This window comes from Streptomyces rhizosphaerihabitans, assembly GCF_025399795.1.
GTDB classification, from domain to species: domain Bacteria; phylum Actinomycetota; class Actinomycetes; order Streptomycetales; family Streptomycetaceae; genus Streptomyces; species Streptomyces rhizosphaerihabitans.
Genome location: NZ_JAODTZ010000012.1, coordinates 1 through 23,003, shown reverse-complemented (window position 1 = coordinate 23,003; position 23,003 = coordinate 1). Strand labels below are relative to the sequence as shown.

The following is a 23,003-nucleotide window of genomic DNA, read 5'->3' as shown; positions in this document are numbered from 1 at the left end:
GTAAGGTAAGGCTTACCTGCTAACGATCGTGAAGCGATGGTTCCGCGTGTCCGCTCCCGCCCTGTCCGCCGACGCCGCCACGACCACCCCGTCCACCCCGTCCGCCACGGGCGACCCGGCGGCCCGCCCCGGCGCGCCGCTCGCCGCCGGGTCGCCCGTGGCGGACGCGTACGCGCGGCTGAGCGAGGCCTTCCCCGGACTGGGCATCACCGAGCTGACAGCGGGCGAAGCGGCCCCGCGGGGCGCGGGCTGGGCGGCTGCCGCCCGGCTCGCGGAGGGCGGGTCCGACCTCGACGCGTTTCTTGCCTGGGACGAGGCCCAGGTGGTCCGGGACCACGGTCGACGGGCACGGCCCGATGTCGTGGCGACTTTCGGGCTGCACCGGTACGCCTGGCCCGCCTGCCTGTTGATCACCGTGCCGTGGTTCCTGCTGCGCCGGGTGCCGCGCCTGCCTGTGGAGGACGTCACATTTCAGCGTGAGCCCGGCCGGATGGCCGTCCGCGTCACCACGTTCGCCTGTCTGCCGGACGACCCGGCCGCCGCTCTGCCGGGCGCCAGGGTCGTACCGGACGAGGAGGCGCTGCGCGTGGAGGTACGGGACGCGGTGGCCGAACACCTGGAGCCGATCCTCGGCGGGTTCGGGCCGCGGATGCGACGCCGCGGCCGGGCGCTGTGGGGCATGGCGACCGACGAGATCGTCGAGGGCCTCTGGTACGTCGCCCACCTGCTCGGCGAGGAGCGGCGCGCGATGCGCGAGCTGGAGCTGCTGCTGCCCGGCTCGACCCGGCCGTACTCCGGTTCGGCGGCCTTCCGCGAACTGACCGGCCCGGACGGGGAGTCGCTGCCCACCCGGGACCGGGTGAGCTGCTGCCTCTTCTACACACTGCGCCCCGCGGAAACGTGTGCCACCTGCCCGCGCACCTGCGACGCGGACCGGATCACCGCATTGACGGCCGTCGCGGCGGGTTGAGACACCCCGGGCGAGCACCTGCGGGCACCGGTCCGTTCGCGCCCGGGACCGGAACCGGTCGAGGCGCCCGCGCGCCCTTCGCGGATCACAGGTGCTTCACAAATTCCTCACTTGTCACGGGAACTTTCCGTGGAACCATCCGTATGGGTACTCTTATTCGTACTCAACTCCCGTCCCTCGCGCGGCAGTTCGAGCAGAAAGTCGCCCTGCGCACCTCCTTGCACTTCCTTGGCGGCCTCTTGCCCCGAAACCCCCTGAGGGCCGACGTGATTGGGCCACTATGGCGGGCGTTACGCCCTATCCCAATGCAAGGGACCCCAGATGAGACTTACCGACATATCGCTGAACTGGCTGCTTCCAGGCGCCGTTCTGCTCCTGGGCCTGCTGGCGGCGGTGGCGGTGCTCGCGCGCGGCAAGCGGTCCGGGGACGGCGCGAGCAGCGACGACTCCTGGGAGCGGACCGAGGAGCGCCGCAGGCGTAAGGAGGCCGTCTACGGCACGGCCTCCTATGTTCTGCTGTTCTGCTGTGCCGCGGTCGCGGCGGCACTCTCCTTCCACGGCCTGGTCGGCTTCGGCGAGCAGAACCTCGGCCTCTCCGGCGGCTGGGAGTACCTCGTCCCGTTCGGCCTGGACGGCGCGGCCATGTTCTGTTCCGTCCTCGCGGTGCGCGAGGCCAGCCACGGCGACGCGGCGCTCGGCTCCCGCATACTCGTGTGGACCTTCGCCGGTGCCGCGGCCTGGTTCAACTGGGTGCACGCCCCCCGGGGCATGGCCCACGCCGGCGCTCCGCAGTTCTTCGCGGGGATGTCCCTGTCGGCCGCGGTGCTGTTCGACCGGGCGCTGAAGCAGACCCGTCGTGCCGCCCTGCGCGAGCAGGGTCTGGTGCCGCGTCCGCTGCCCCAGATCCGCATCGTCCGCTGGCTGCGCGCGCCCCGTGAGACGTACAGCGCCTGGTCGCTGATGCTCCTGGAGAACGTCCGCTCCCTGGACGAGGCCGTGGACGAGGTGCGCGAGGACCGGCGCCAGAAGGAGCAGAACCGACTGCGCCGCCGGAACGAGGAGCGGGTCGAGCGAGCGCACCTCAAGGCGCTCAGCCGTGGTCACCGCGGCTTCCCCGGACGCGGTGGCGCCCGGGAACTGGAGACCGCGACCGTGGAGCGTGCGCCCGCGCAGGCCTCCACGGAGCCTGCCATATCCACCGCGGAGCAGCTGCCCGTACGATCGCGGCCCTCCCTCACCCCCGTCCGCAAGAGCACTGAGCCGATCACCGTCGACCTCACCACGGAGGACGAGACGATGGCCCTCCCGCGGCTCGACTCCCTGGAGCGCAAGCTCAAGGATCTTGAGCAGCAGTTCGGCTGAGGCACGGACGCCCGGCCCCGGACGACCGTCCGGACGGCCCGGACGGAGACTCCGGCCGGGCCCGGACACGACAATGGCGGCGCGGTGTTCCTACACCGTGCCGCCGTTCAGTTCGAACCACACCGCCTTGCCCACCCCGTGCGCCCGTACGCCCCACGCGTCGGCCAGGGACTGGACGAGGACGAGACCTCTGCCGTGCGTACCGTCGTCGGCGTTCGGTACGCACAGTCTGGGCCTGCATGCCACGAAGTCCCGAACCTCCACGCGCAGTCCGCGCGGTCCGACCGTCGCCGTCAGGAAGGCGTCGTCGTCGGTGTGAATCAGTGCGTTCGTGACGAGCTCGCTGGTCAAGAGCTCGGCTATCTCGGACCTTCCCGGTTTCCCCCAGTGCCGTAACAGCTCCCTCAGTGCCTTGCGCACCTCGGGCACCGCTCGCAGATCCGCCTTGCCCAGCCGGCGCCGGAGCTGCACGCCGTCCGGTTGGTCGATCGCCCCGTCGGACGCTTCCTCCACTGGATCGGTGGAGAAGGCCCCCCTGGTCATGGGACCACCTCCTGGTGCCTGCCGCTTCATGACCCCCGCCTGCGTGCCGATGTCGGTTCCCCTCTGCTCGAACACGTTCACCGGAATCCATGCCCTCTTCGGGAACGTGACAGTCATGCCGAATCGTCGGCCGACTGACGTACGGTCACGGGTGCGCGCCGCCCGCACGGGGAAGTGAAGGGTTCGACAGAGCCGTCCGAGCACCGAGGAGCCGCCGTGCACGACGACCGTTCGCTGGTGGAGGCGCGCCTGGAACGCGCGCTGCGGCAGCGCCTGCGCCCCGCTCAGTACGCGGACCGGGTGCCGCTCTCGCTCTCCGTATGGCATGTACCGGGCGAGCCGGTGCCCGTCGGCCAGGCGCTCCAGGCCTCCTACGAGCCCTTCACGACCGGCACGGTCTGGGGAAAGCCCTGGTCGACGAGTTGGTTCCGCATCGAGGGCCGGGTGCCCGAGGAATGGGCGGGCCGCCCGGTGGAGGTGGTGATCGACCCCGGGTTCACCGGGGACGGACCCGGATTCCAGGCGGAGGGACTGCTCTACGACGCCGCCGGCATCCCCCTCAAGGGCATCCACCCGCGCAACCGCCACCTGACGGTCGGGGCACCGGCGAGGGGCGGCGAGGAGGTGCGCCTGCTGCTGGAGGCTGCTGCCAACCCCGCCGTCCTGCACGGTTTCGAGCCCACGCGTCTGGGAGACGTACTGACCGCCGGTGATGGGCCGATCTACCGATTCGCGGCTGCCGATCTCGCCGTACTCGATGAGGACGTGTGGCATCTGGTCCTCGATGCCGAGGTCCTCTCGGAGCTGATGTACGAGCTGGATCCGGAGCGGCCGCGACGGCACGAGATCCTGCGCGCGCTGGAGAACATGCTCGACGCCCTCGATCTGCACGACGTCTCCGGCACCGCGGCGGCGGCCCGGTCCGAGCTGGTGGAGGTCCTGTCGCGGCCCGCGTCGGCCAGCGCGCACCGCGTCTCGGCGGCCGGGCACGCGCACATCGACTCGGCGTGGCTGTGGCCGCTGCGCGAGACGGTCCGCAAGGCCTCCCGGACCTTCGCCAACGTCACGGCGCTGGCCCTCGACTACCCGGAGCTGGTCTTCGCCTGCTCGCAGGCCCAGCAGTACGCCTGGGTCAAGGAGCACCAGCCGCACATCTGGGAGCGGATCAAGAAGGCCGTGGAGGAGGGCAATTGGTCTCCGGTGGGGTCGATGTGGGTGGAGTCCGACGCCAATATGCCGGGTGGTGAGGCGCTGGCCCGGCAGATCGTGCACGGCAAGCGGTTCTTCCGGGAGGAACTGGGGGTCGAGACCGAGGAGATCTGGCTGCCGGACTCCTTCGGCTACACGGCGGCCTTCCCGCAGCTCGCGAAGCTCGCCGGTGTCCGCTGGTTCCTCACCCAGAAGCTGAGCTGGAACCAGACCAACAAGATGCCGCACCACACCTTCTGGTGGGAAGGCATCGACGGCACCCGGGTCTTCACCCACTTCCCGCCCGTGGACACCTACAACTCCCAGTTCCACGGCCGCGAACTCGCCCACGCGGAACGCAACTTCGCGGAGAAGGGCCGGGCCACCCGCTCACTGGTCCCGTTCGGCTGGGGCGACGGCGGGGGCGGCCCGACCCGCGAAATGCTGGAGAAGGCCCGGCGGTTGCGGTCCCTGGAGGGCTCACCGCGGGTCCGGATCGAGAAACCGGAGGCGTTCTTCGCCGCCGCCGAGGAGGAGTACGGGGTCCACGCGCCGGTGTGGTCGGGCGAGCTGTATCTGGAGCTGCACCGGGCCACCTACACCACGCAGGCCAAGACCAAGCAGGGCAACCGGCGCTCGGAACACGCCCTGCGGGAAGCCGAGTTGTGGTGCACGACGGCCGCCGTGCGCGATCCCTCGTACACCTACCCGTACGACGCCCTGGACCGGCTCTGGAAGACGGTGCTGCTGCACCAGTTCCACGACATCCTGCCCGGCTCCTCGATCGCCTGGGTGCACCGGGAGGCGCGCGAGACGTATGCGCGGGTGCTCGCGGAGCTGGAGGAGATCACCGCGAACGCGGTGCGGGCGCTGGGGCCGGGCTCCTCGCCCGCGGTGCTGAACGCCTCGCCGTACGAGCGGACCGAGGTGGTCGGGGACGGGCTGGTGACGGTGCCGGGGCTCGGCGCCGCCGCGGCAGTGACCGGCAACGGACCCACCGTGCGGGCCGAACAGGCCGACGGCACCATCGTGTTGGAGAACGACCGGCTCCGGGTGCGGATCGACGGGGACGGGCTGCTGACCTCCGTACGGGATCTCGCGCACGGCCGGGAGGCGCTGTGCGGTCCCGGCAATCTGCTCCAGCTCCACCCCGACCATCCCAACGCCTGGGACGCCTGGGACATCGACCGGCACTACCGGCGCACGCACACCGACCTGACGGCCGCCGAGTCGGTGGAGCTGGTGGAGAGCGGGCCGTTGCGGGCGACCGTGCGCGTCACCCGGGTCTTCGGCTCCTCCCGGATCACCCAGGAGATCCGGCTGACGGCCGCGAGCCGCCGGCTGGACATCGTGACCGACGTCGACTGGCAGGAGTCGGAGAAGGTCCTCAAGGCCGCCTTCCCGCTCGACGTCCAGGCCGAACGGTCCGCCGCCGAGATCCAGTTCGGGCACGTCCACCGCCCCACCCACGCCAACACCGGCTGGGACGCGGCCCGTTTCGAGATCTGCGCCCACCGCTGGCTGCGGGTCGCGGAGGAGTCGTACGGCGTCGCGGTGCTCAACGACTCGACGTACGGCCATGACGTGACCCGCACCCCGCACGCCGACGGCCTGGGCACCACCGTACGGCTGACCCTGCTGCGCGCCCCGCACAGCCCGGACCCGGAGACCGATCTCGGCACTCACCGGTTCACGTACGCGCTGCTGCCGGGGGCGGGCGTGGGGGACGCGGTGGCGGAGGGGCTCGCGCTCAATCTGCCGCTGCGGCAGGCCGCGGTGCCGGCGCTCGAACCGCTGGTGAGCGTCGACGACCCCGCCGTCACCGTCGAGTCGGTCAAGCTCGCGGAGGACCGCAGCGGCGATGTGGTGGTGCGGTTGTACGAGTCCCGGGGCGGGCGGGCCCGCGCGAAGGTGACCGCCGGATTCCCGGTCTCCCGGGCCGAGGTGACCGATCTGCTGGAACGGCCGCTGCGCGAAGCCCCGCCGGAGATCGAGCTGCGGCCGTTCCAGATCCTCACCCTGCGGCTGCGGCCTGGCCGCTAGGGCCTGTCTGACGATTCACGTCGGATCGGACCGCGGCGTCCGGTGCCGTGCGTCGCAAGGCGGGGGGGTCGCCCTCGTACCGGGCGTACTCGGGCGTACTCGGGCGTGCCCGACAACGCGGCGCGGGGGTCCCCCTGCTCGAAGAGCTCGGGGGAGTGCGGTGCCAGGCGCCGCGGGCCCGGCGGGAATGGTCGGACAGGCCCTGGGACGGCCGGGGCTCCAATGGCCGGGCCGCAGATCGCGTGCCCGGCCCCCGGCACGGGCGGCCCCTCGGCCTCCGTGGTGTGGGGGCCTGTCCGGCCGCACCACGAGCATCAGCGACACCCCGCGGTCCGGGCACGACGGACGGCGCTCCATCCACAACGGTGGAACCGTCCCAGGCCTTCCGGCCCTCTTCTACGGGGAGTGCCTGGGATGCCGTCCTGGGACGCTAGGCGGGGAGAATCGGTGTCATCCCAGGACGACGTGGAGGAATTCGCGGCGCTGCTGCGGCGTCTGAAGGCACGCACGGACCGCAGTTACGCCGCACTCGCACGCCGTCTGAACATGAACGCCTCGACGCTGCACCGGTATTGCGCGGGAGAAGCGGTGCCCCTCGGCTTCGCACCCGTGGAACGGTTCGCCGCGTTGTGCCAGGCCAGTCCGGCCGAACGGATCGAGCTGCACCGGCGGTGGATCCTGGCGGTGGCGGCACGGCAACGGCCCCGGACGGCGGCCGAGTCCGTACCGCAAGTCGCCGACGCCCGGTCGGCGGGCGGCGAGGGCCCCATGGCCGACGGCGCACCCGAGCTCGTTTCCGCGGTGGCCGCCGACTCCGTTTCCACGACGGCCGCCGACTCCGTGCCCACGGCAACGCCCGACCCCTCGCCCGGCCACCCCCGGGAGAACCCCGCGGAAAGCCTCCACGGCTCGTCGCCCGGGCCCGACGCGGCGTCGCACCCCGCCTCGCGGAAACCCTGGTACAGGCGCCGCGTCACGGTTGCCGCGGCTGTCGTGACCGCGCTGATCGCCACCCTGGGCAGCCTGTCCGCCCTGCCGTCCGACCACTCCGGGACCACCGGCGACGACCGGGCGTCCGGCACGGACACCGCGAGGACCGCGGGAGCGCGGGGCGGTTCCGCGACACCGTCCGCGCCCCCCTCCACCGCGCGCGGCCGGTCGTCCGGCACGCCGTCCCCGAAGGCATCCGGCGAGCGAGACGCCTCGCCTGGCCCGTCCGCGAGCCCCTCCCCCATGGCCGGCTCCGCCGTCACCCCCGTCACCTGGACCGCGAACTCCCATCGCTGGGCGACCGGTTGCTTTCACGACTACGTCATCGACAAGGCGCCCGAGGAGGTACCACCGCCCCCGGCCCCGCAGGACGCATCCCCATGGGCGAGGACACAGAACGCGGTGCACGGCGGCCAGACCTTTGTGGACATCACCGTGCAGGGGCGGACGGACGCGGCTGTCGTCCTGGAGGCGCTGCGGGTCCGCGTCGTCGGACACTCGGCCCCGGTGAAGGGCAGGGTCTACTCCACGGGTCAGGGCTGCGGCGCCGACCTGGCCCCCCACTCTTTCGCCGTCGATCTGGACATGGACCGGCCCATCGCCCGCGCGGTCCCGGGCAATGACGCCGGAACGATCACTCCGCCGCTGCAGATGCCGTACCGGGTGTCCGTCACGGACCCCGAGGTGCTGACGGTCGACGCGCGAACCGACGGCTGCGACTGCCGCTGGTACCTGGAGCTCGACTGGTCCTCACAGGGCCGCACAGGCACCGAGCGCATCGACGACGACGGCGTCCCGTTCCGTACCAGCGGTATCAAGGGCCTGCCGCACTACTGGTACGCGCACGACGGCTGGACCCCGGCGTGAGACGGGGTTGGGCCCCGGGTCCGCGCCTGGCCTGACGGGCGTCACGGGCGTCACGGGCGAGGCACGTTGCGCAGGTTGGAGCGGGCCATCTGCACCATCCGGCCGACTCCGCCGTCCAGAACCATCTTCGACGCCGAGAGCGCGAAGCCCGTCACCATGTCCGCACTGATCTTCGGCGGGATGGAGAGCGCGTTCGGGTCGGTGACGATGTCGACGAGCGCCGGCCCCTTGTGGCCGAAGGCGTCCTTGAGGGCGCCTTCGAGCTGCTTGGGCTTCTCGACCCGGACGCCGTACGCCCCGCACGCCCGGGCCACCGCCGCGAAGTCCGGGTTCTTGTTGGTCGTGCCGTAGGAGGGCAGCCCGGCGACCAGCATCTCCAACTCGACCATCCCGAGGGACGAGTTGTTGAAGAGAACGACCTTCACCGGCAGGTCGTACTGCACGAGGGTGAGGAAGTCGCCCATCAGCATGGAGAATCCGCCGTCGCCGGACATCGACACGACCTGCCGCCGCCGGTCGGTGAACTGGGCGCCGATCGCCATGGGCAGCGCGTTCGCCATGGACCCGTGCGAGAACGAACCGATCACCCGGCGGCTGCCGTTGGGCGAGATGTAGCGGGCCGCCCAGACATTGCACATTCCGGTGTCGACCGTGAACACCGCGTCTTCGTCGGCGAGTTCGTCGAGCACGGAGGCGACGTACTCGGGATGGATCGGGACGTGCTTGTCGACCCTGCGGGTGTACGCCTTGACGACCCCTTCGAGGGCGTCCGCGTGTTTCTTCAGCATTTTGTCGAGAAAGCGCCTATTGCCCTTGGGGCGCACCCGCGGAATCAGACAGCGCAGCGTCTCCCTCACATCGCCCCACACCGCCAGGTCCAGCTTCGACCGGCGCCCCAGATGCTCGGGCCGCACGTCGACCTGGACGATCTTGACGTCGTCGGGGAGGAAGGCGTTGTACGGGAAGTCGGTGCCCAGCAGGATGAGGAGATCGCACTCGTGGGTCGCCTCGTAGGCGGCGCCGTAGCCGAGGAGCCCGCTCATGCCGACGTCGAACGGGTTGTCGTACTGAATCCACTCCTTGCCACGCAGCGCGTGTCCGACCGGGGACTTGATCTTCTCGGCGAACTGCATGACCTCGGCGTGCGCGCCCGCCGTGCCGCTGCCGCAGAAGAGCGTGACCTTCTCCGCCTCGTCGATCATCGCGACGAGCTTGTCGATCTCGGTGTCGCCGGGCCGGACGCTGGGCCGGGAGGTGACGAGAGCGGTCTCGATCGTCTTGTCCGGGGCGGGCTCGGAGGCGATGTCGCCGGGCAGCGAGACCACGCTGACTCCGGACTGGCCCACCGCGTGCTGGATGGCGGTCTGCAGCAGCCGCGGCATCTGCTTGGGGCTGGAGATCAGTTCGCTGTAGTGACTGCACTCGCGGAAGAGCTGGTCGGGGTGTGTCTCCTGGAAGTAGCCGAGGCCGATCTCGCTGGAGGGAATCTGCGAGGCGAGGGCGAGCACCGGAGCCATGGAACGGTGCGCGTCGTACAGGCCGTTGATGAGGTGGAGGTTGCCCGGTCCGCAGGAACCGGCGCAGGCCGCGAGCCTGCCGGTGATCTGGGCCTCGGCGCCCGCGGCGAAGGCGGCGGTCTCCTCGTGGCGGACCTGGATCCAGTCGATGGCCGCGTTGCGCCGGATCGCGTCCACGACCGGGTTGAGGCTGTCGCCCACGACTCCGTACAGCCGCTTGACGCCCGCGCGGACGAGGATGTCGACGAACTGCTCGGCGACGTTCTGCTTGGCCATGCTGCACGCACCTCTTCGTGATCCTCGAAACCCTCGGGTGTCCCGGGCCCCCCGGGTTGCCCGTCCCGTCCCTCGGTTCCATGAATTCACACCGTGCGCGGTTACGCCTCCCACACGGCGGCGGCCGTCCGGTCGTCGGCGTACCCCTTGACCCGCACCTGGCTGTCCGCGAGGAACGCGGCGAGGCCGGGCGGCTCCCCCGTCGACCACCGTGTCGTCAGGTACTCGGCCAGCTCGGGTTCGCCGCGCAGCGGCTCCGCCAGGCCGCCCGTGCACAGCAGGAGCGTGTCACCCGGGCGGGCGACGGAGGCCCGGAACCGGAAGGGGGCGTGCGGCGGCCGGGGGGCGGGTTCGTACGGGCTCGGGGGCGTCGTGATGCCCAGGTCCATGGTGAGCCGGTCGCCCTCGGGGGTCTCGTGGGGCAGCGACCCGAAGCCGACGACGGCCTCCCCGGTGGTGTCGGCGACCCGTGGTTCGATGTCCTGCCACTCGCCGTCCCGCAGCCGGAACAGACCGCCCGCGCCGACGCCGAAGAAGACGCGGGTACGGCACTCCGGATCGGCGGGCAGCAGCAGACAGCGCAGGCCGGCGGTGTACTCCTCGGGTTCGACGCCCTGCTCCGCCGCGCTCGCCCGCAGCTTGCCGAGGCTGCGGTCGGTGAGCCGGTGCAGCCCGGACTTCAGGTCGCCGCGCCGGGCGGCCCTGATGTCGTCGGCCAGCCGCTCGTGGCTGCGCCCGACGGCCTGCCCGATCCACCGGCACGCCTCCGCCGCGGCCCGGTGCGCTCCCGGGGTGGCGCGGGCGCCGGTCGCCATCGCCACCAGCACGAGCGCCTGCTCGCCCGCACCGAACCGGGCGGTGAGCAGCGCGTCCCGGCGTGGCTCGCCCCGGTACCGCGCGGAGTCCCCGCGAACGGACACGGCCCGCAGGGTGCTCGTTCCGTACCGTGCGCCGTCCAGCACGGTGTCGGCGACCAGGTCGCCGAGTTCGTCCGGCTCGGCGGGCGGCAGCGCGGTCGGTTCGGGGGCGTAGGTGGGCGGTCCGGAGCCGACGTGGCCGACGGAGGCCGGCGGCTGGACGACGGAGAGGACGGTCTCCCGGGACCCGCCCGCCGGCATGTCCTCGGGGGACGCCTCGGACGGTGGTGTCCGGAAGCCCCCGGTGGTGCTGGGCAGCGCGACCGCCGCGGGACCGGAGGGCGCGGCCCCCGGGGGCGGGGCAGGAGCCGACGCGGGTTTCGGCGGCACGTCCGACGGCGCCCGCGCCCCGGGCACCTGGGTCGCGGGAGGCTCCGAGGGTGTGTCGCCCCGGGTGTCCCGGAGCACGTCCGGGCGGGGCTCCTCCGCGGTGAACCCCTGCGGCTTCGGGCCGGGCGGGAAGGGTGCGGGAGCGGCCGGAGCCGGGGCCGGGGCCGGGGCCGGGCCGGCGGGCGGAAGCTCCCAGGACGGGGGCTCCCAAGGCGTGGGCTCCCAGGCGGTGGGCTCCCAGGCGGGGGGCTCCGAGGGGGGTCCGCCACGGCCGGGCGGTCCCGTATAGGCACCGGGCCCCGGCACCGGGCCCCGCTCCCAGCGGCCGGACCGGGAGGCGGGGTCATCGCGCGGGACCGCGCCGGGCCGGGACGCCGTCTCGTCGCGCGGGGCCGTGCCGGGCCCGGCGTCGGAGGCCGGGGGGCCACCGCGCTGCCCCGGTACGGCGGGAGGCCTCGTCGGCCGGGAGGGAGGCCGCTTCCCCGTCCCGGGAGACGGGGACCCCGGCACGGCGGGCGGCTGCTCCGGACGCGGCGGACCGTCGAGCCCGCCTGCGTCGGACCGCCGGTCGGAGCCGCGCCCCGGTGCGGACGCCGAATCCTGCACGGACTTCGGATCCGAAGCGGACCTCGCGTCCGAAGCGGACCTCGCGTCCGAAGCGGACCTCAGTTCCGATGCGGACCTCGGTTCCAACGCGGACCTCGCATCCGACGGTTCCGATGCGGGCCGCGCGTCCGACCCGGATTCCGGACCCGGATCGAGGCCGCCCCCGACCGTCCCCGACGCCGACGCGAACCGGTCGTCGAGGGAATCGGCCACGGGCGCGGGCCCCGTGTCCTCGGTGGAGTCGTCGTACAACTGCCTCCACCAGTCGTCCTCGTGACCGGTGGGCTTCTCCCCCTGCTGGCTCATGCTCCCGATTGTCCACCGAGACAGCCGGTTGAAAACGGGGCATCCGGAAAAACCGGCCAAGGTGCAGGCCGTCGAACGGCGTGCCGAGTGAACCGTCGAACAGGAATACGCGCCGAAACGTGCGAACACCTGACCGCCGGGCGGTCCCACCCCCCACGGGGGAACCGCCCGGCGGCGCCTGGGTGACCGGGGCCCGACACACATCGGGACAGGCCCGGGTCACGGCCCGGAAGACCAAATCGCCTTTGGCGTCGGCCAGTTCGGCACTGGATTCGGCACTGCATTCGGCACTGGGCTCGATACCGAATGCAACCTGCTTGCCGGCGGGAGCGGGAGATCGACGGTCGCCCGCCACGGCGCGTCACGCCGGGCCGTCCAAGCCGTCCAGGCCGGTGGTCTACATGCGCGTACGCGAGATTCCTCTCCTCGAAGTCCCGCTTCCCAGGGCTGGTTCGCCCATGTCCGCGAGCCGGCGACGGTCGCGGTCCGTGAGCCGGTACGGCCGCTTTCACGCAGGTCGAGCCCAAGTGGGGTATTACGGACGCCGGCTGATGCTGCGGTGACGCGAGCTTGTCAGAGGGGCGGGGGGTACCGCGATGATGTGCCGGGGCGGGTTTGTGCCGTGGCCGATTTCCGCCACAGCTCCGCCGACCGGCCGGAACGCATCCACGGGAGGGACATCGCCGCATGCTGGGAGCGATAGGTCTGGACGAGACCCACGAGTCGGCATACCGCGCGCTGGTGTCCGTGGGCGCCGCCGAGGTGCCCGATCTCGCACGTCGGCTCACGCTCGGCGAGTACGAGACGGAGCGCGCGCTGCGCCGGCTGGAGCGGCACGGTCTGGCCGCCCAGTCCTCGGCGCGGCCCGGACGCTGGGTCGCCGCGCCGCCGGGAGTCGCCCTCGGCGCTCTGCTCACCCAGCAGCGCCACGAGCTGGAGAAGGCGGAGCTGGCGGCCGCGCTGCTGGCCGAGGAGTACCGGGGTGCGGCCGGTGAACCGGCCGTGCACGACCTGGTCGAGGTGGTGATCGGCGCGGCGGCGGTCTCGCAGCGCTTCCTCCAGCTCCAGCTGGGCGCCAGCGACGAGGTGTGCGCGCTGGTCACCGGGACCCCGATGGTGGTGTCCGGCGCGGACAACGACGCCGAGGAGCAGGCCGCGGGCCGGGGTGTCGGTTACCGCGTGGTCGTCGAGCGGTCCGTCCTCGACCAGCCCGGCGGGATCACCGAGCTGTCCGCCGCGCTCGGCCGCGACGAGCAGGTGCGGGTCGTGGACCAGGTGCCGACCAAGCTGGTGATCGCCGACCGGGCGCTCGCGATGGTGCCGCTCACCTCGCACACCGCGGAGCCGGCCGCGCTGGTCGTGCACGCGAGCGGACTCCTGGAGCTGCTGTCGGGGCTGTTCCAGTCGGTGTGGCGGGACGCGCTGCCGCTGCGGCTGGGCAGCCGGGGCGTGCTGGAGCAGGAACCGGACGGCCCGGACGGCACCGACCTGGAGATCCTCTCCCTCCTCCTCGCGGGGCTCACCGACGCGAGCGTCGCCAAACAGCTCGACCTGGGCCTCAGGACCGTACAGCGCCGGGTCAAGCGCCTGATGGAGCTGACCGGTGTGGCGACCCGGCTGCAACTGGGCTGGCACGCGTACGAGCGCGGCTGGGTGGCCCGGGACTGACCTGCGGTTTCCCGCCCTCTCGGGCAGGCTGGGCAGATGGGAGTGTGGGAACTCCTGCTGGTCGGCGTGGTGATTCTGCTCGGCCTGGTCGGAGTACTGGTGCCCGGTCTGCCGGGGTCGTGGTTCGTATGGGCCGCGGTCCTGTGGTGGGCGCTGAGCTACCCGCAGGCCCTGTCCTGGGCCGTCCTCGTCGGTGCGACCGCGGTCCTGCTGCTCGCTCAGGCCATCCGCTGGATGCTGCCGCCGCGACGGCTGCGCGAGAGCGGGGCCACCACCCGAATGGCGGTGTACGCGGGTGGCGGGGCGATCCTCGGCTTCTTCCTGGTGCCGGTGGTCGGCGCCGTACCTGGATTCATCGGCGGGATCTACCTCGGTGAACGGCTGCGCCTCGGCGGGCACGGGCCGGCGAAGGCCTCGGTGCGGACCGCGATGCGGGCGGGCGGCTGGAGCGTGCTGACGGAACTCTTCGCCTGTCTGTTGATCATGGGCGCCTGGCTGGGCGCGGTGATCTGGGGCTGAGCGGGCGGACGGGGAGGTGTGCCCGGACCTCGGCCGGCCGGGGCAGGCGCCCGTACGCCGTCGACACGAGGGAACGCAGGTCGATCGTGTCGGCCAGCGCCCGCATTCCGGCGTCGTTGAAGTGCAGGTGGTCGCCGGGGTCGTAGGCGGGGAGGATACGGCTCGGGCGGGCCGGGTCGCGGACGGTGGCGTCGAAGTCCGCGGTCTCGTCGAAGATCCGGTGGGTGCGGATGGCGGCGTTGACCGCCTGCCGCACGGCTTCCCGGGCCGGGGTGTACGCGGCATGACCGCCGTACGGGGTGATCGTGGCGCCGATGACCCGGATGCCGCGGGCGTGGGCGCGGCGCACGACGAGCCGGTAGGCGTTCTCCAGAACGCCGGGGTCCTTCTGCTCCGGTGTCCCCTTGATGTCGTTGATGCCCTCCAGCACGATCATCGTGCGGACGCCCGCGCGGGAGAAGACGTCGGTGTCCAGACGGGTCAGAGCGCTCGGACCCCGGTCGTCGAGCAGGATGCGGTTCCCGGCGATCCCCGCGTTGAGGACGCCCGGCCTGCGGTGCGCGGGAAGGCCGCGCAGCCGGGCGGCGAGCCGGTCGGGCCAGCGGTGGTCGGCGTCGGACGAGGAGCCGGTGCCGTCGGTGATCGAGTCGCCGAGCGCGACCACACTGCCCGCGGCGGAAGGGCCGAGCACGTCGACGCCGGTCACGTAGTACCAGCTGGCGACGGTGGTGGTGTAGGCGGCGCCGCTCTCGTCTCCGGTCCGATCGCCCCGGGGAGCGATGAAGTTGGTCTGGAGCGCCGAGCGGTGGTACGTCGCCGGGCCCGAGTCGGCCGGGGTGTGCACCGAGACCAGGAGGTTGGCGTCGGCGGGGACCGGCAGGGCGACGGGATCGCTGACCACGTCCCGGCCGGCGGGGACGGTGACCGATCGGGCGTCGGCGAAAGTGACCGCGCGTACGGAGCCCGCGACGGCCCCGGGGCTCCTCGGTTCGCCCGGCCGCTGCAATGCCAGTGTCACGGAGCCGAGTTGGAGCGGTCTCGTGCCGAGCCGGTTGGAGAGACGGACGCGAGCGGCCCGGCCGCCGACACTGGTGTGCACGACGTTGCGGATCGAGGCGCCGGCCGGCGCGGGCACGGTACCGGAGGCCGCGGCCTCCCAGGTGCCCGTCCAGATCCCGGCCGGCTTCGGGGCGCCCCGGCCTGGCGCGGACCGGGCTTCGGTGATCTCGCTCGGCGAGGCGAGGACCAGGGCGGTCACCAGGGGGACGAGGAGACGCCGGAACATGATCGCGCGGGTCATGGGGCCATCGGTTCCCCGAGCATGGTCCCCACAACACGACGTCACGCCATCGGCCGCACCCGAACGGACCGGACTGGTCCGGACCGGGTACGAGACCCCTCCTCCCCTGGTCCTAGGTCCGGAACCCGATGCGCTGCGGGCAGGGGCGTGTTTGGCTGCTGTCATGACCGAATTCAGTGAAGCCGAGCGCGCGTATCTGAGGTCGCAGCGGCTGGGGCGGCTGGCCACCGTCGATCCTCTCGGACAGCCCCAGGCCAACCCCGTCGGCTTCTTCCCGCAGGAGGACGGGACGATCCTGATCGGCGGTTACGCGATGGGCACCACGAAGAAGTGGCGCAACCTTCAGAAGAACCCGAAGGTCGCCCTGGTGGTCGACGACATCGTCAGCCTCGATCCGTGGAAGGTCCGAGGCATCGACATCCGCGGAGAGGCGGAACTCCTCACCGGCGCACACGACTTGGGACCACATTTCAGTGAGGAACTGATCCGGATCCATCCGAGGCGGGTCCACAGTTGGGGCCTCGACGAATGAGCGGCCTCACGGACGGGCCGAGTTGGCGGACCGGGGCGTTGGCTGGTCGAGGGAACACGGCGGTGGAGGAACGGATCGAGCCCCGCCCGCTGTTGTCACCGTCGCCCCGGAACTGAACGGGTACCGCCGCGAAATGGCTGTCGCGCCGCCGAAGACCCGTGGCACGATGCCGCGATGATCACCGTCCCGCCCCTGCCGCCCACCGTTCCCGCAGGCCGGCTGGCCCGTCGGCCACAACCCGTGCTGGGCCTCGCGAACGGACTGGAGCTGCGCCCCTGGCATCTCTCCGACGCCGATGTCCTGGTGACCGCCGCCCAGGACCCGGCCATCCGCAAGTGGAACCTGCTGCACGTGGAGTCCCCGGAGGCCGCGCGCCTCAGGATCGAGCGCATGCACGAGCGTCGGCGGGCCGAGACGGGCGCGGTCTGGGCCATCGCGCGCACGGCGGACGGACAGGCCGTCGGGCTCGCCGGGTGGAACGACATCGATCTCGATGACGGCAGCGCGGAGATCGTCTACTGGGTCCTGCCGGGCGCCCGGGGCGGGGGCGTCGTGGCCGAGGCCGTACGACGCCTCAGCCGGTGGGCGCTGGAGGACCTCGGTCTGTACCGGCTGCGGCTGTGCCACTCGGTGGCGAACCCGGCGTCCTGCCGGGTGGCGGACAGGACCGGGTTCACCCTGGAGGGCACCATGCGTGGCGCGCTGCTGCACGAGGACGGCCGGCACGACCAGCATCTGCACGCGATGGTTCGGGGGGACCTTCCGGACACCCGGTGAACCCGCCGCCCGGCTCGGGCCATCCGGCTCGGGGCCGCCCGACTACAACTCCCCGGCCACCCTGAGGTGTTGGGCGGCGTACGAGCGCCACGGGCGCCAGGTGTCCGGGGCGTTCGCGCCGGGCGGTGCCACGTCCGGGTCGCCGAGGGCCCGGGTGCGGATGACGACGGCGGTGCCTTCGTCGATGCCGGGCAGTGCCGACAGCGCCGCCCGCGCCTCTTCGCGGTCGGCGCCCGGGTCGAGCCGCAGGGTGCCGTCGGCGAGGGCGGCGGTCAGCGCGCCGAGCGGGCCGTCGGGCTCCGCCTCCGCGAGCACGGCGGCCTCGGGGAAGAGGTGCGTGAGCGTGTCGCACGGGGCGTCCAGTGCCTTCCCGTACCGCAGCACCAGCCGCTCGGCCTCCGCCTCCCCGACCAGCGCGCGCACCGCCAACTCGTCCGGATCGGCGGCGCCCGGCGACCGCAGGCCCGGCCGCGCCGCGACCAGCGGACCCAGCCGCGCGTCGGCTCCCAGCCGCTCGTCGACGGCGTACGGATCGGCGTCGAGGTCGAACAGGCGCCGCAGCCGCTGTACGGCGGTCGTGAGGTCCCTCAGATCGGTGAGGTGCAGGCGTGCGTCGAGCCAGCCGCCGGGGTGGGCGGCGTCGGTGGGGCCCGGTGCTCGCGCGGTGCGGTTCGTCCCGCCGGCCCGGGGGCGGCCCGCGCCTGTGCCCGGCCGCTCTTGGACGGCCACGATTCCCGTGCCGTACGGCAGCCGGAGCGTGCGCCGGTACGTACGACGGCCACGGCTGCCGCCGACGGCCTCGACACCAGGGACGGCCTGGCCGGCCAGCAGGTCGAAGACGGCGGTGGACTGGTAGGGCCCCCGGTAGGCGAGACGGAGCGGGACACCCGCGCTGGGGGTGGCCGTGCTCCGGGCCGCTGGGCCGGTACGCGGCGCCGCGGCGCGCAGCTCGCTCGGTGTCGACGCGTAGACCGTGCGGATCGTGTCGTTGAACTGGCGCACGCTGGCGAACCCGGCCGCGAACGCGATCTGGGTGATGGGGAGTTCGGTGGTCTGGAGCAGGATCCGCGCGGTGTGCGCCCGCTGGGCCCTGGCCAGCGCGACCGGACCCGCGCCGACCTCCGCCGTGAGCTGCCGCTGGACCTGGCGGGCGCTGTACCCAAGGCGCGTGGCGAGGCCTCCGACACCCTCGCGGTCCACCACGCCGTCACCGATCAGGCGCATGGCGCGGCCGACGACATCGGCCCGTACGTTCCAGGCCGCGGAGCCCGGCACGGCGTCCGGACGGCATCTGCGGCAGGCCCGGAAGCCCGAACCCTGCGCGGCGGCGGCCGTCGCGTAGAACCGCACGTTCCGCCGCTTCGGCGTCACCGCGGGGCAGCTGGGCCTGCAGTAGATCCCCGTCGTCCGCACGGCGAAGAAGAACTCCCCGTCGAACCGGGCGTCCCGGCTCCGCACGGCCTCGTACCTGGTGTCCTCGTACCTGGTGTCCTCGTACCTGGTGTCCTCGTACCTGGTGTCCTCGTCGTTCACCCTTCCAGTGTGACCCGGTCCCCACGACGGGGCTGGCGGAAATCGGACACGGCACTACGCCCGGGCGACGGCCCGTGCCCATGCCCGCGCCACGACACACATCGGTCCGGGCGCAGCCCCGGCCCGTCCCGGAAAACCGGCCCGGAACGCGGTCCGGACAAGCCCGGACGACCTGGGCGAGCACGGGAGCGGCACGTCCGGGGTGGCTTGAGCGGACCGGGATCGTCTGGGCGGTCCGGGGTGGAGGCGCGGTCCGGGGTGGAGGCGCGGTCCGGGGTGGAGGCGCGGTCCGGGGTGGAGGCGCGGTCCGGGGTGGAGGCGCGGGAATCCGCGCCTCCACCCCGTCGCCGGCTACCAGCGCCCTCGCTTGGCCTCCATGGCTGCGCGGCCCTCCGCCCCCTTGCGCTTCCAGTCCCGGCGGATCTCGGCGCGGACGCGTGCGTCCGTCTTGGCGACGATCCGCTGGTTCTCGCGGAGCAGCTTGCGGTAGCTCTCCAGGCGCCGCTCCGGCAGTTCGCCGGAGTCGAGGGCCGTCAGCACCGCGCACCCGGGTTCGGCGACATGGGCGCAGTCCTGGAAGCGGCAGTCGGCGGCGAACTCCTCGATCTCGGAGAACACCTGCCCGACCCCGCTCGCGGCGTCCCAGAGCCCCACTCCGCGCAGCCCCGGGGTGTCGATGAGGACACCCCCACCGGGCAGCGCGAGAAGGTTGCGGGTCGTCGTGGTGTGCCGCCCCTTGCCGTCCATGTCGCGGGTGGCCCGTACGTCCATGACGTCCTCGCCCAGCAACGCGTTGGCCAGGGTCGACTTGCCCGCACCGGACTGCCCGAGCAGAACGGCCGTACCGCCGGCGAGCACCGCTTCGAGGACGTCGAGCCCCGCCCCCGTCGCGGAGCTGACGGCTAGCACGGGAACCCCGGGCGCGGAGGTCTCCACGTCCTGGACGAGGTGCCCGAGGGTCGCCGCCTCCGGAACCAGGTCGGCCTTGGTGAGGACGACCACGGGCTGCGCGCCGGGCTCCCGGGAGAGTGCCGACTCATGCAGCAGTGCCTCACCGGTCGAACAGGACATCGCCAGCGCGAGGAACCGCTCGATCCGCCCGAGGTCCAGTTCGACCGCGAGCGACACACAGATGACGGCGTAATCGATGTTCGTGGCCAGCACCTGGCCCTCGGAACGCTTGGACGAGGTGGAGCGCACGAACGCGGTACGGCGGGGCAGCAGCGTCCGTACGTACCGCGGGTCGCTGCCTTCAGGGTCGACCGCGACCCAGTCCCCCGTGCACACGACCTTCATCGGGTCACGAGGAACGACGAACTCGGTGTCGGCACGGACGGTACCGGCCGGGGTGACGACGTCGCACAGGCCTCGGTCGACCCGTACGACACGGCCGGGCAGAAGACCCTGCTCGGCATGGCGGGCGAACTCGGCCTCCCAGTCCGCATCCCAGCCGTACGGCACGAGGGGATGCGAGGAGGACGAGGACGAACCCGGGAGAGAAGAGAAAGACAAGGGGTGACCCTTCACAAGGGTGGCCCCGGCACCGCGCGCTTGCGCGGGAGTGGAAAGAGGTCAGCCGGAGGCCACGGAAGTGGACTTGATGAACTTCCGGATGCGGGCAGCGCCCATCTCAAAGACAGCCATCGGTCACACCTCCGAACAAGCCGAATCACCCGCGGCAACCCGAAGTCGCCGCTCGAACGACTTTGACTGTAGAGGTACGCGGGCCACGCCGCCATCGATTTACGACGCACCCGGCAGCCGTCCCTACAGCGGTCCGCACGAAGTGCCACAACTGCGTTGGCGCGCGGCTGCCACCCATCGGACACCATGTCGGTCAGGCACGCACACCGGAACACGGTGAGGCATCTTCGGGAACCCGTCCGGGCGTGCTCGCATCTCCCTGTCGGGGAGGCAGGAGTGGGGGCACCCGGCCTTCGCGGGAATGGCTTCGCCAGGGGGAAGTTCTCATGGCACGGCGGACCGCGGCGGTCATTGCCGTCAGTCTGGGCGTGGTTCTGGCTGCTGCGGCCTGTGATGCCGCCGACCACGTGGCCACACGGACGACCACCGAACCGCCACGGACGACCGCGTCCGCCTCGACGGGCGCCCGCCGAGCTGCCGCATGCGGGACGCGTCAGCTGCGGTGGAAACTGACGCGTCTCACCGGGAATCCGAGGAGCGCGTCCGCAGCCCTGCTGAGCGCGACCAACACAGGCACCGCGCCCTGCGCCTTCGACGGCTACCCGGCTGTCGAGGTCCACGCGGGCAAGGGACCTTCGGTCTCGTCGAAACCGAAGGCGCCCGCGCCGGTTCGGCACGTGCTGAACCCCGGTCGCGGGATCGAGTTCCCGCTCTTCTACGAGACGTCCGCCTCCCCTGACGGGAGCTGCTTCCTCCCGGCCGAGGACGACGCCAGCATCGATGTGCGGCCACCACACCCCGCTCGCAACGACTATGGCACCTCAATAGAGATGACCGACGCACACGGCCGACATCTGCGCGCGGCGGTCTGCGGGGTCGTCGTCCAGATGGGCTCACCTCGGCTGCCGTAGCGCGCGGGCGGCGGCCCCGTGCTGCTCCCCGTCCACGGCGCCCACGTCCCTTCCTGCCCGGTTTCGTGGAACGAGGACCCGGCCTCGCGCATCGCGACGGCCGTCGACCACACGCGCGGACGCCCACTATGCCGTCCGGCGTGTCTGACCTGGAGTAGATGTACTTGCGTTATTTACGAATACGGCTTGGGACTGCCGCCGCGCTGTGTGCCGCGCTGCTGCTGGGAGACGCCGCAGTGGCCCAGGCGGCCGCCCCACCGGCTCCGGCGCCCACCGGACCCGCGACGGTCGAACCGGCACCCACCGGCAGGACCGACACCGTGCCGATTCCCTCGACGTCCATCACGCCGTCGCCGGCCGGCAGCGACAGCGGCAACAGCTGGACGGTTCAGAACGCCATCCGTTTCTGGACGCCCCAGCGCATGGCCTCGGCGACCGACCCCTCAGGCCGCATCGCCCGGCCACGGGGCTGGACGGCGCCGCGCAAGAAGCGGTCCGTCGCCGCCGGGATCGACGGCGAACACTTCGACGGCATCAAGTCCGTCGGCGTGCTTTTCAACACGGACAAGGGCATGAAAGCCCACTACTGCACGGCGAGTGTGGTGCGCAGCAAAGGGCACAACCTCATCCTCACCGCCGGGCACTGTGTCGGCGACAAGGCCGTGTTCGTACCCGAGTACGACCACACCAAGTCGGGGGCCGACCAGCCGTACGGAATGTGGCCGGTTCAGGAGTGGTTCCGCGACTCGCAGTATGCCTCGGACAAAAGTCCCAACTCCGACCTGGACTTCGCCTTCGGGAGCCTGAAGGCCGACAACGGCCGAGAGGCCCAGGACGTCGTAGGCGCCAACACCCTCGCTCGCACGCCCGGGTTCGTCAACAAGGTGACCGTCGTCGGCTACCCGATGGTCGGCCACAACCCGCAGGACCGCGCCTTCCGCTGCCCCGGCGTCCCGACGGCTCCGCTGCCGGCCTATAACCAGATGCAGATCGACTGCGGCGGCATGTGGGGCGGGGTTTCCGGTGGACCGTGGTTCTCCTCGCTCGGCCCTTCGGGCGACACCGGCGAGATCATCGGCAATGTGGGTGGCTTCCTGAAGGGCGGCCCCGATGTACCCGCCGACAACCCGCTGTACAACCGGATCACTTACAGCCCTCTGCACGGCGACCGGTTCTTCCAGCTCTACGACGACGCCCAGAACGGCCTCCACACCGACCATGGCGCTTATCACCAGCCGCCGTTGCCCTACTCCATGGGCAACGGCGAGACCTGGAAGCACGCCAGGCTCATGGCCGCGGGCGACTTCAACGGCGTCGGCCACAGCGATCTGATCGTGGTGTGGACCGACGGCGAGGTGACCCTCTACACCAACGGCGCCAACGGCCGCTTCATCTCGGAACGGCAGTTGCTGGCCCCCAGCTCCACCTGGACCCACGCAGAGACCATCACCGCGGGCGACTTCACCGGCTCGACCCGGTTCGACCTCATGGTGCGCTGGTCCGACGGTGAGGTCACGCTCTACGGCGACGTCGGCACCAAAGGGCTCAACTGGGCCGGCACCCAGATGATCGGCCCCAATTCGACCTGGCAGCACGCCACCCAGATCGCCGCGGGACGCTTCAACGCCTCCACCTACGTCACCGACCTGATGGTGCGCTGGTCCGACGGCGAACTCACCCTCTACACCGATGTGGGCGCGGGAAGCTTCGGACAGGAGCACAAGCTCAAGGACCCCAACTCCACCTGGCAGAAAGCCACTCTGCTCACCAGCGGCGAATTCTCCGGCAACCAGAAGTGGGACCTGATGGTGCAGTGGTCCGACGGTGAACTCGACAACTACGTCGGCACCTCGGTCTCCGCCCTCGGCACCGAGGCACGCGTCCAGAACCCCAACGGGCTCTGGACCCACAACACGGTGATGACCACCGGCAGCTTCACCGGCGATCACCGCACCGACGACCTCGTCGTCCGCTGGTCCGACGGCGAGACGACGATGTACATCGACACCGGCATGGATCACCTCGGCACGGAAGAGAACCTGGTTCCCCACGCCTGAACGCACCCCGGGCGCCCGGCCGTCGCCGACGAAAGCGATTCCTCGTCCGCATCGGGTCCCTCTGGGCTGCTCGGGCTGCTCGTGTTCACTTCCGCCGGTCGGCCACGGCACACCGTCGCCGACCGGCGCCGCCGCCGATGGGCCCCC

Annotated in this window: 16 protein-coding genes; 10 read left to right on the top strand and 6 right to left on the bottom strand. The window is 71.9% G+C overall.

Annotated elements, in window-relative coordinates; genetic code table 11:
- The first annotated feature begins 157 nt into the window (after positions 1 to 157).
- Positions 158 to 970 carry a (2Fe-2S)-binding protein gene (locus tag N4G66_RS14410; protein WP_261704617.1) on the top strand — a complete coding sequence of 271 codons (813 nt, stop codon included), beginning with the start codon at positions 158 to 160 and terminating at the stop codon, positions 968 to 970.
- Positions 971 to 1,291: 321 nt separating this feature from the next.
- Positions 1,292 to 2,332, top strand: coding sequence for a DUF2637 domain-containing protein (locus tag N4G66_RS14405; protein ID WP_261704480.1), 1,041 nt, complete (start codon positions 1,292 to 1,294; stop codon positions 2,330 to 2,332).
- 90 nt (positions 2,333 to 2,422) lie between these two features.
- Here N4G66_RS14405 and N4G66_RS14400 read toward each other — a convergent pair whose 3' ends face one another.
- Positions 2,423 to 2,875, bottom strand: coding sequence for an ATP-binding protein (locus N4G66_RS14400; RefSeq protein WP_391858816.1), 453 nt, complete (start codon positions 2,873 to 2,875; stop codon positions 2,423 to 2,425).
- A 216-nt stretch (positions 2,876 to 3,091) separates the two neighbouring features.
- Here N4G66_RS14400 and N4G66_RS14395 point away from each other — a divergent pair, with 216 nt between their 5' ends.
- Together N4G66_RS14395 and N4G66_RS14390 are read left to right on the top strand one after the other, a co-directional pair.
- Complete coding sequence (locus N4G66_RS14395) at positions 3,092 to 6,106, top strand: alpha-mannosidase (protein ID WP_261704479.1); 3,015 nt, start codon at positions 3,092 to 3,094, stop codon at positions 6,104 to 6,106.
- A 414-nt stretch (positions 6,107 to 6,520) separates the two neighbouring features.
- Positions 6,521 to 7,963: a transcriptional regulator gene (locus N4G66_RS14390; protein ID WP_261704478.1), complete on the top strand. Its 1,443-nt coding sequence runs from the start codon at positions 6,521 to 6,523 to the stop codon at positions 7,961 to 7,963.
- 50 nt (positions 7,964 to 8,013) lie between these two features.
- On the opposite strand, the gene N4G66_RS14385 is transcribed toward N4G66_RS14390, so the two are convergent.
- Together N4G66_RS14385 and N4G66_RS46210 are read right to left on the bottom strand one after the other, a co-directional pair.
- On the bottom strand, positions 8,014 to 9,756 hold the full coding sequence (locus tag N4G66_RS14385) for a pyruvate dehydrogenase (RefSeq protein ID WP_261704477.1): 1,743 nt from the start codon (positions 9,754 to 9,756) through the stop codon (positions 8,014 to 8,016).
- Positions 9,757 to 9,857: 101 nt separating this feature from the next.
- The gene (locus N4G66_RS46210) at positions 9,858 to 11,915 is read right to left on the bottom strand and encodes a protein phosphatase 2C domain-containing protein (protein ID WP_261704476.1); all 2,058 of its coding nucleotides are present in this window, start codon (positions 11,913 to 11,915) and stop codon (positions 9,858 to 9,860) included.
- Positions 11,916 to 12,602: 687 nt separating this feature from the next.
- Between N4G66_RS46210 and N4G66_RS14375 the strand changes: the two genes are divergently transcribed.
- A complete protein-coding gene (locus N4G66_RS14375; protein ID WP_261704475.1) occupies positions 12,603 to 13,583 on the top strand; it encodes a helix-turn-helix transcriptional regulator in 981 nt (326 codons plus the stop codon).
- A 36-nt stretch (positions 13,584 to 13,619) separates the two neighbouring features.
- A complete protein-coding gene (locus N4G66_RS14370; protein WP_261704474.1) occupies positions 13,620 to 14,102 on the top strand; it encodes a DUF456 domain-containing protein in 483 nt (160 codons plus the stop codon).
- On the opposite strand, the gene N4G66_RS14365 is transcribed toward N4G66_RS14370, so the two are convergent.
- Entirely contained in the window at positions 14,065 to 15,402 is a 1,338-nt protein-coding gene (locus N4G66_RS14365) for an SGNH/GDSL hydrolase family protein (protein WP_261704473.1), read from the bottom strand. The two genes, N4G66_RS14370 and N4G66_RS14365, sit on opposite strands and share 38 nt — an antisense overlap.
- A gap of 163 nt (positions 15,403 to 15,565) precedes the next feature.
- Between N4G66_RS14365 and N4G66_RS14360 the strand changes: the two genes are divergently transcribed.
- Entirely contained in the window at positions 15,566 to 15,934 is a 369-nt protein-coding gene (locus N4G66_RS14360) for a PPOX class F420-dependent oxidoreductase (protein ID WP_261704472.1), read from the top strand.
- Positions 15,935 to 16,108: 174 nt separating this feature from the next.
- The gene (locus N4G66_RS14355) at positions 16,109 to 16,711 is read left to right on the top strand and encodes a GNAT family N-acetyltransferase (protein ID WP_261704471.1); all 603 of its coding nucleotides are present in this window, start codon (positions 16,109 to 16,111) and stop codon (positions 16,709 to 16,711) included.
- Positions 16,712 to 16,753: 42 nt separating this feature from the next.
- On the opposite strand, the gene N4G66_RS14350 is transcribed toward N4G66_RS14355, so the two are convergent.
- Positions 16,754 to 18,244 carry a DNA-3-methyladenine glycosylase 2 family protein gene (locus tag N4G66_RS14350; protein ID WP_261704470.1) on the bottom strand — a complete coding sequence of 497 codons (1,491 nt, stop codon included), beginning with the start codon at positions 18,242 to 18,244 and terminating at the stop codon, positions 16,754 to 16,756.
- Between the two features lie 351 nt (positions 18,245 to 18,595).
- The gene (gene rsgA, locus N4G66_RS14345) at positions 18,596 to 19,756 is read right to left on the bottom strand and encodes a ribosome small subunit-dependent GTPase A (protein WP_261704469.1); all 1,161 of its coding nucleotides are present in this window, start codon (positions 19,754 to 19,756) and stop codon (positions 18,596 to 18,598) included.
- Between the two features lie 458 nt (positions 19,757 to 20,214).
- Here rsgA and N4G66_RS14340 point away from each other — a divergent pair, with 458 nt between their 5' ends.
- Positions 20,215 to 20,799: a DUF4232 domain-containing protein gene (locus N4G66_RS14340; RefSeq protein WP_261704468.1), complete on the top strand. Its 585-nt coding sequence runs from the start codon at positions 20,215 to 20,217 to the stop codon at positions 20,797 to 20,799.
- Between the two features lie 320 nt (positions 20,800 to 21,119).
- Positions 21,120 to 22,856, top strand: a complete 1,737-nt coding sequence (locus N4G66_RS14335; protein WP_261704467.1) for a trypsin-like serine peptidase — start codon at positions 21,120 to 21,122, stop codon at positions 22,854 to 22,856.
- Positions 22,857 to 23,003 lie beyond the last annotated feature (147 nt).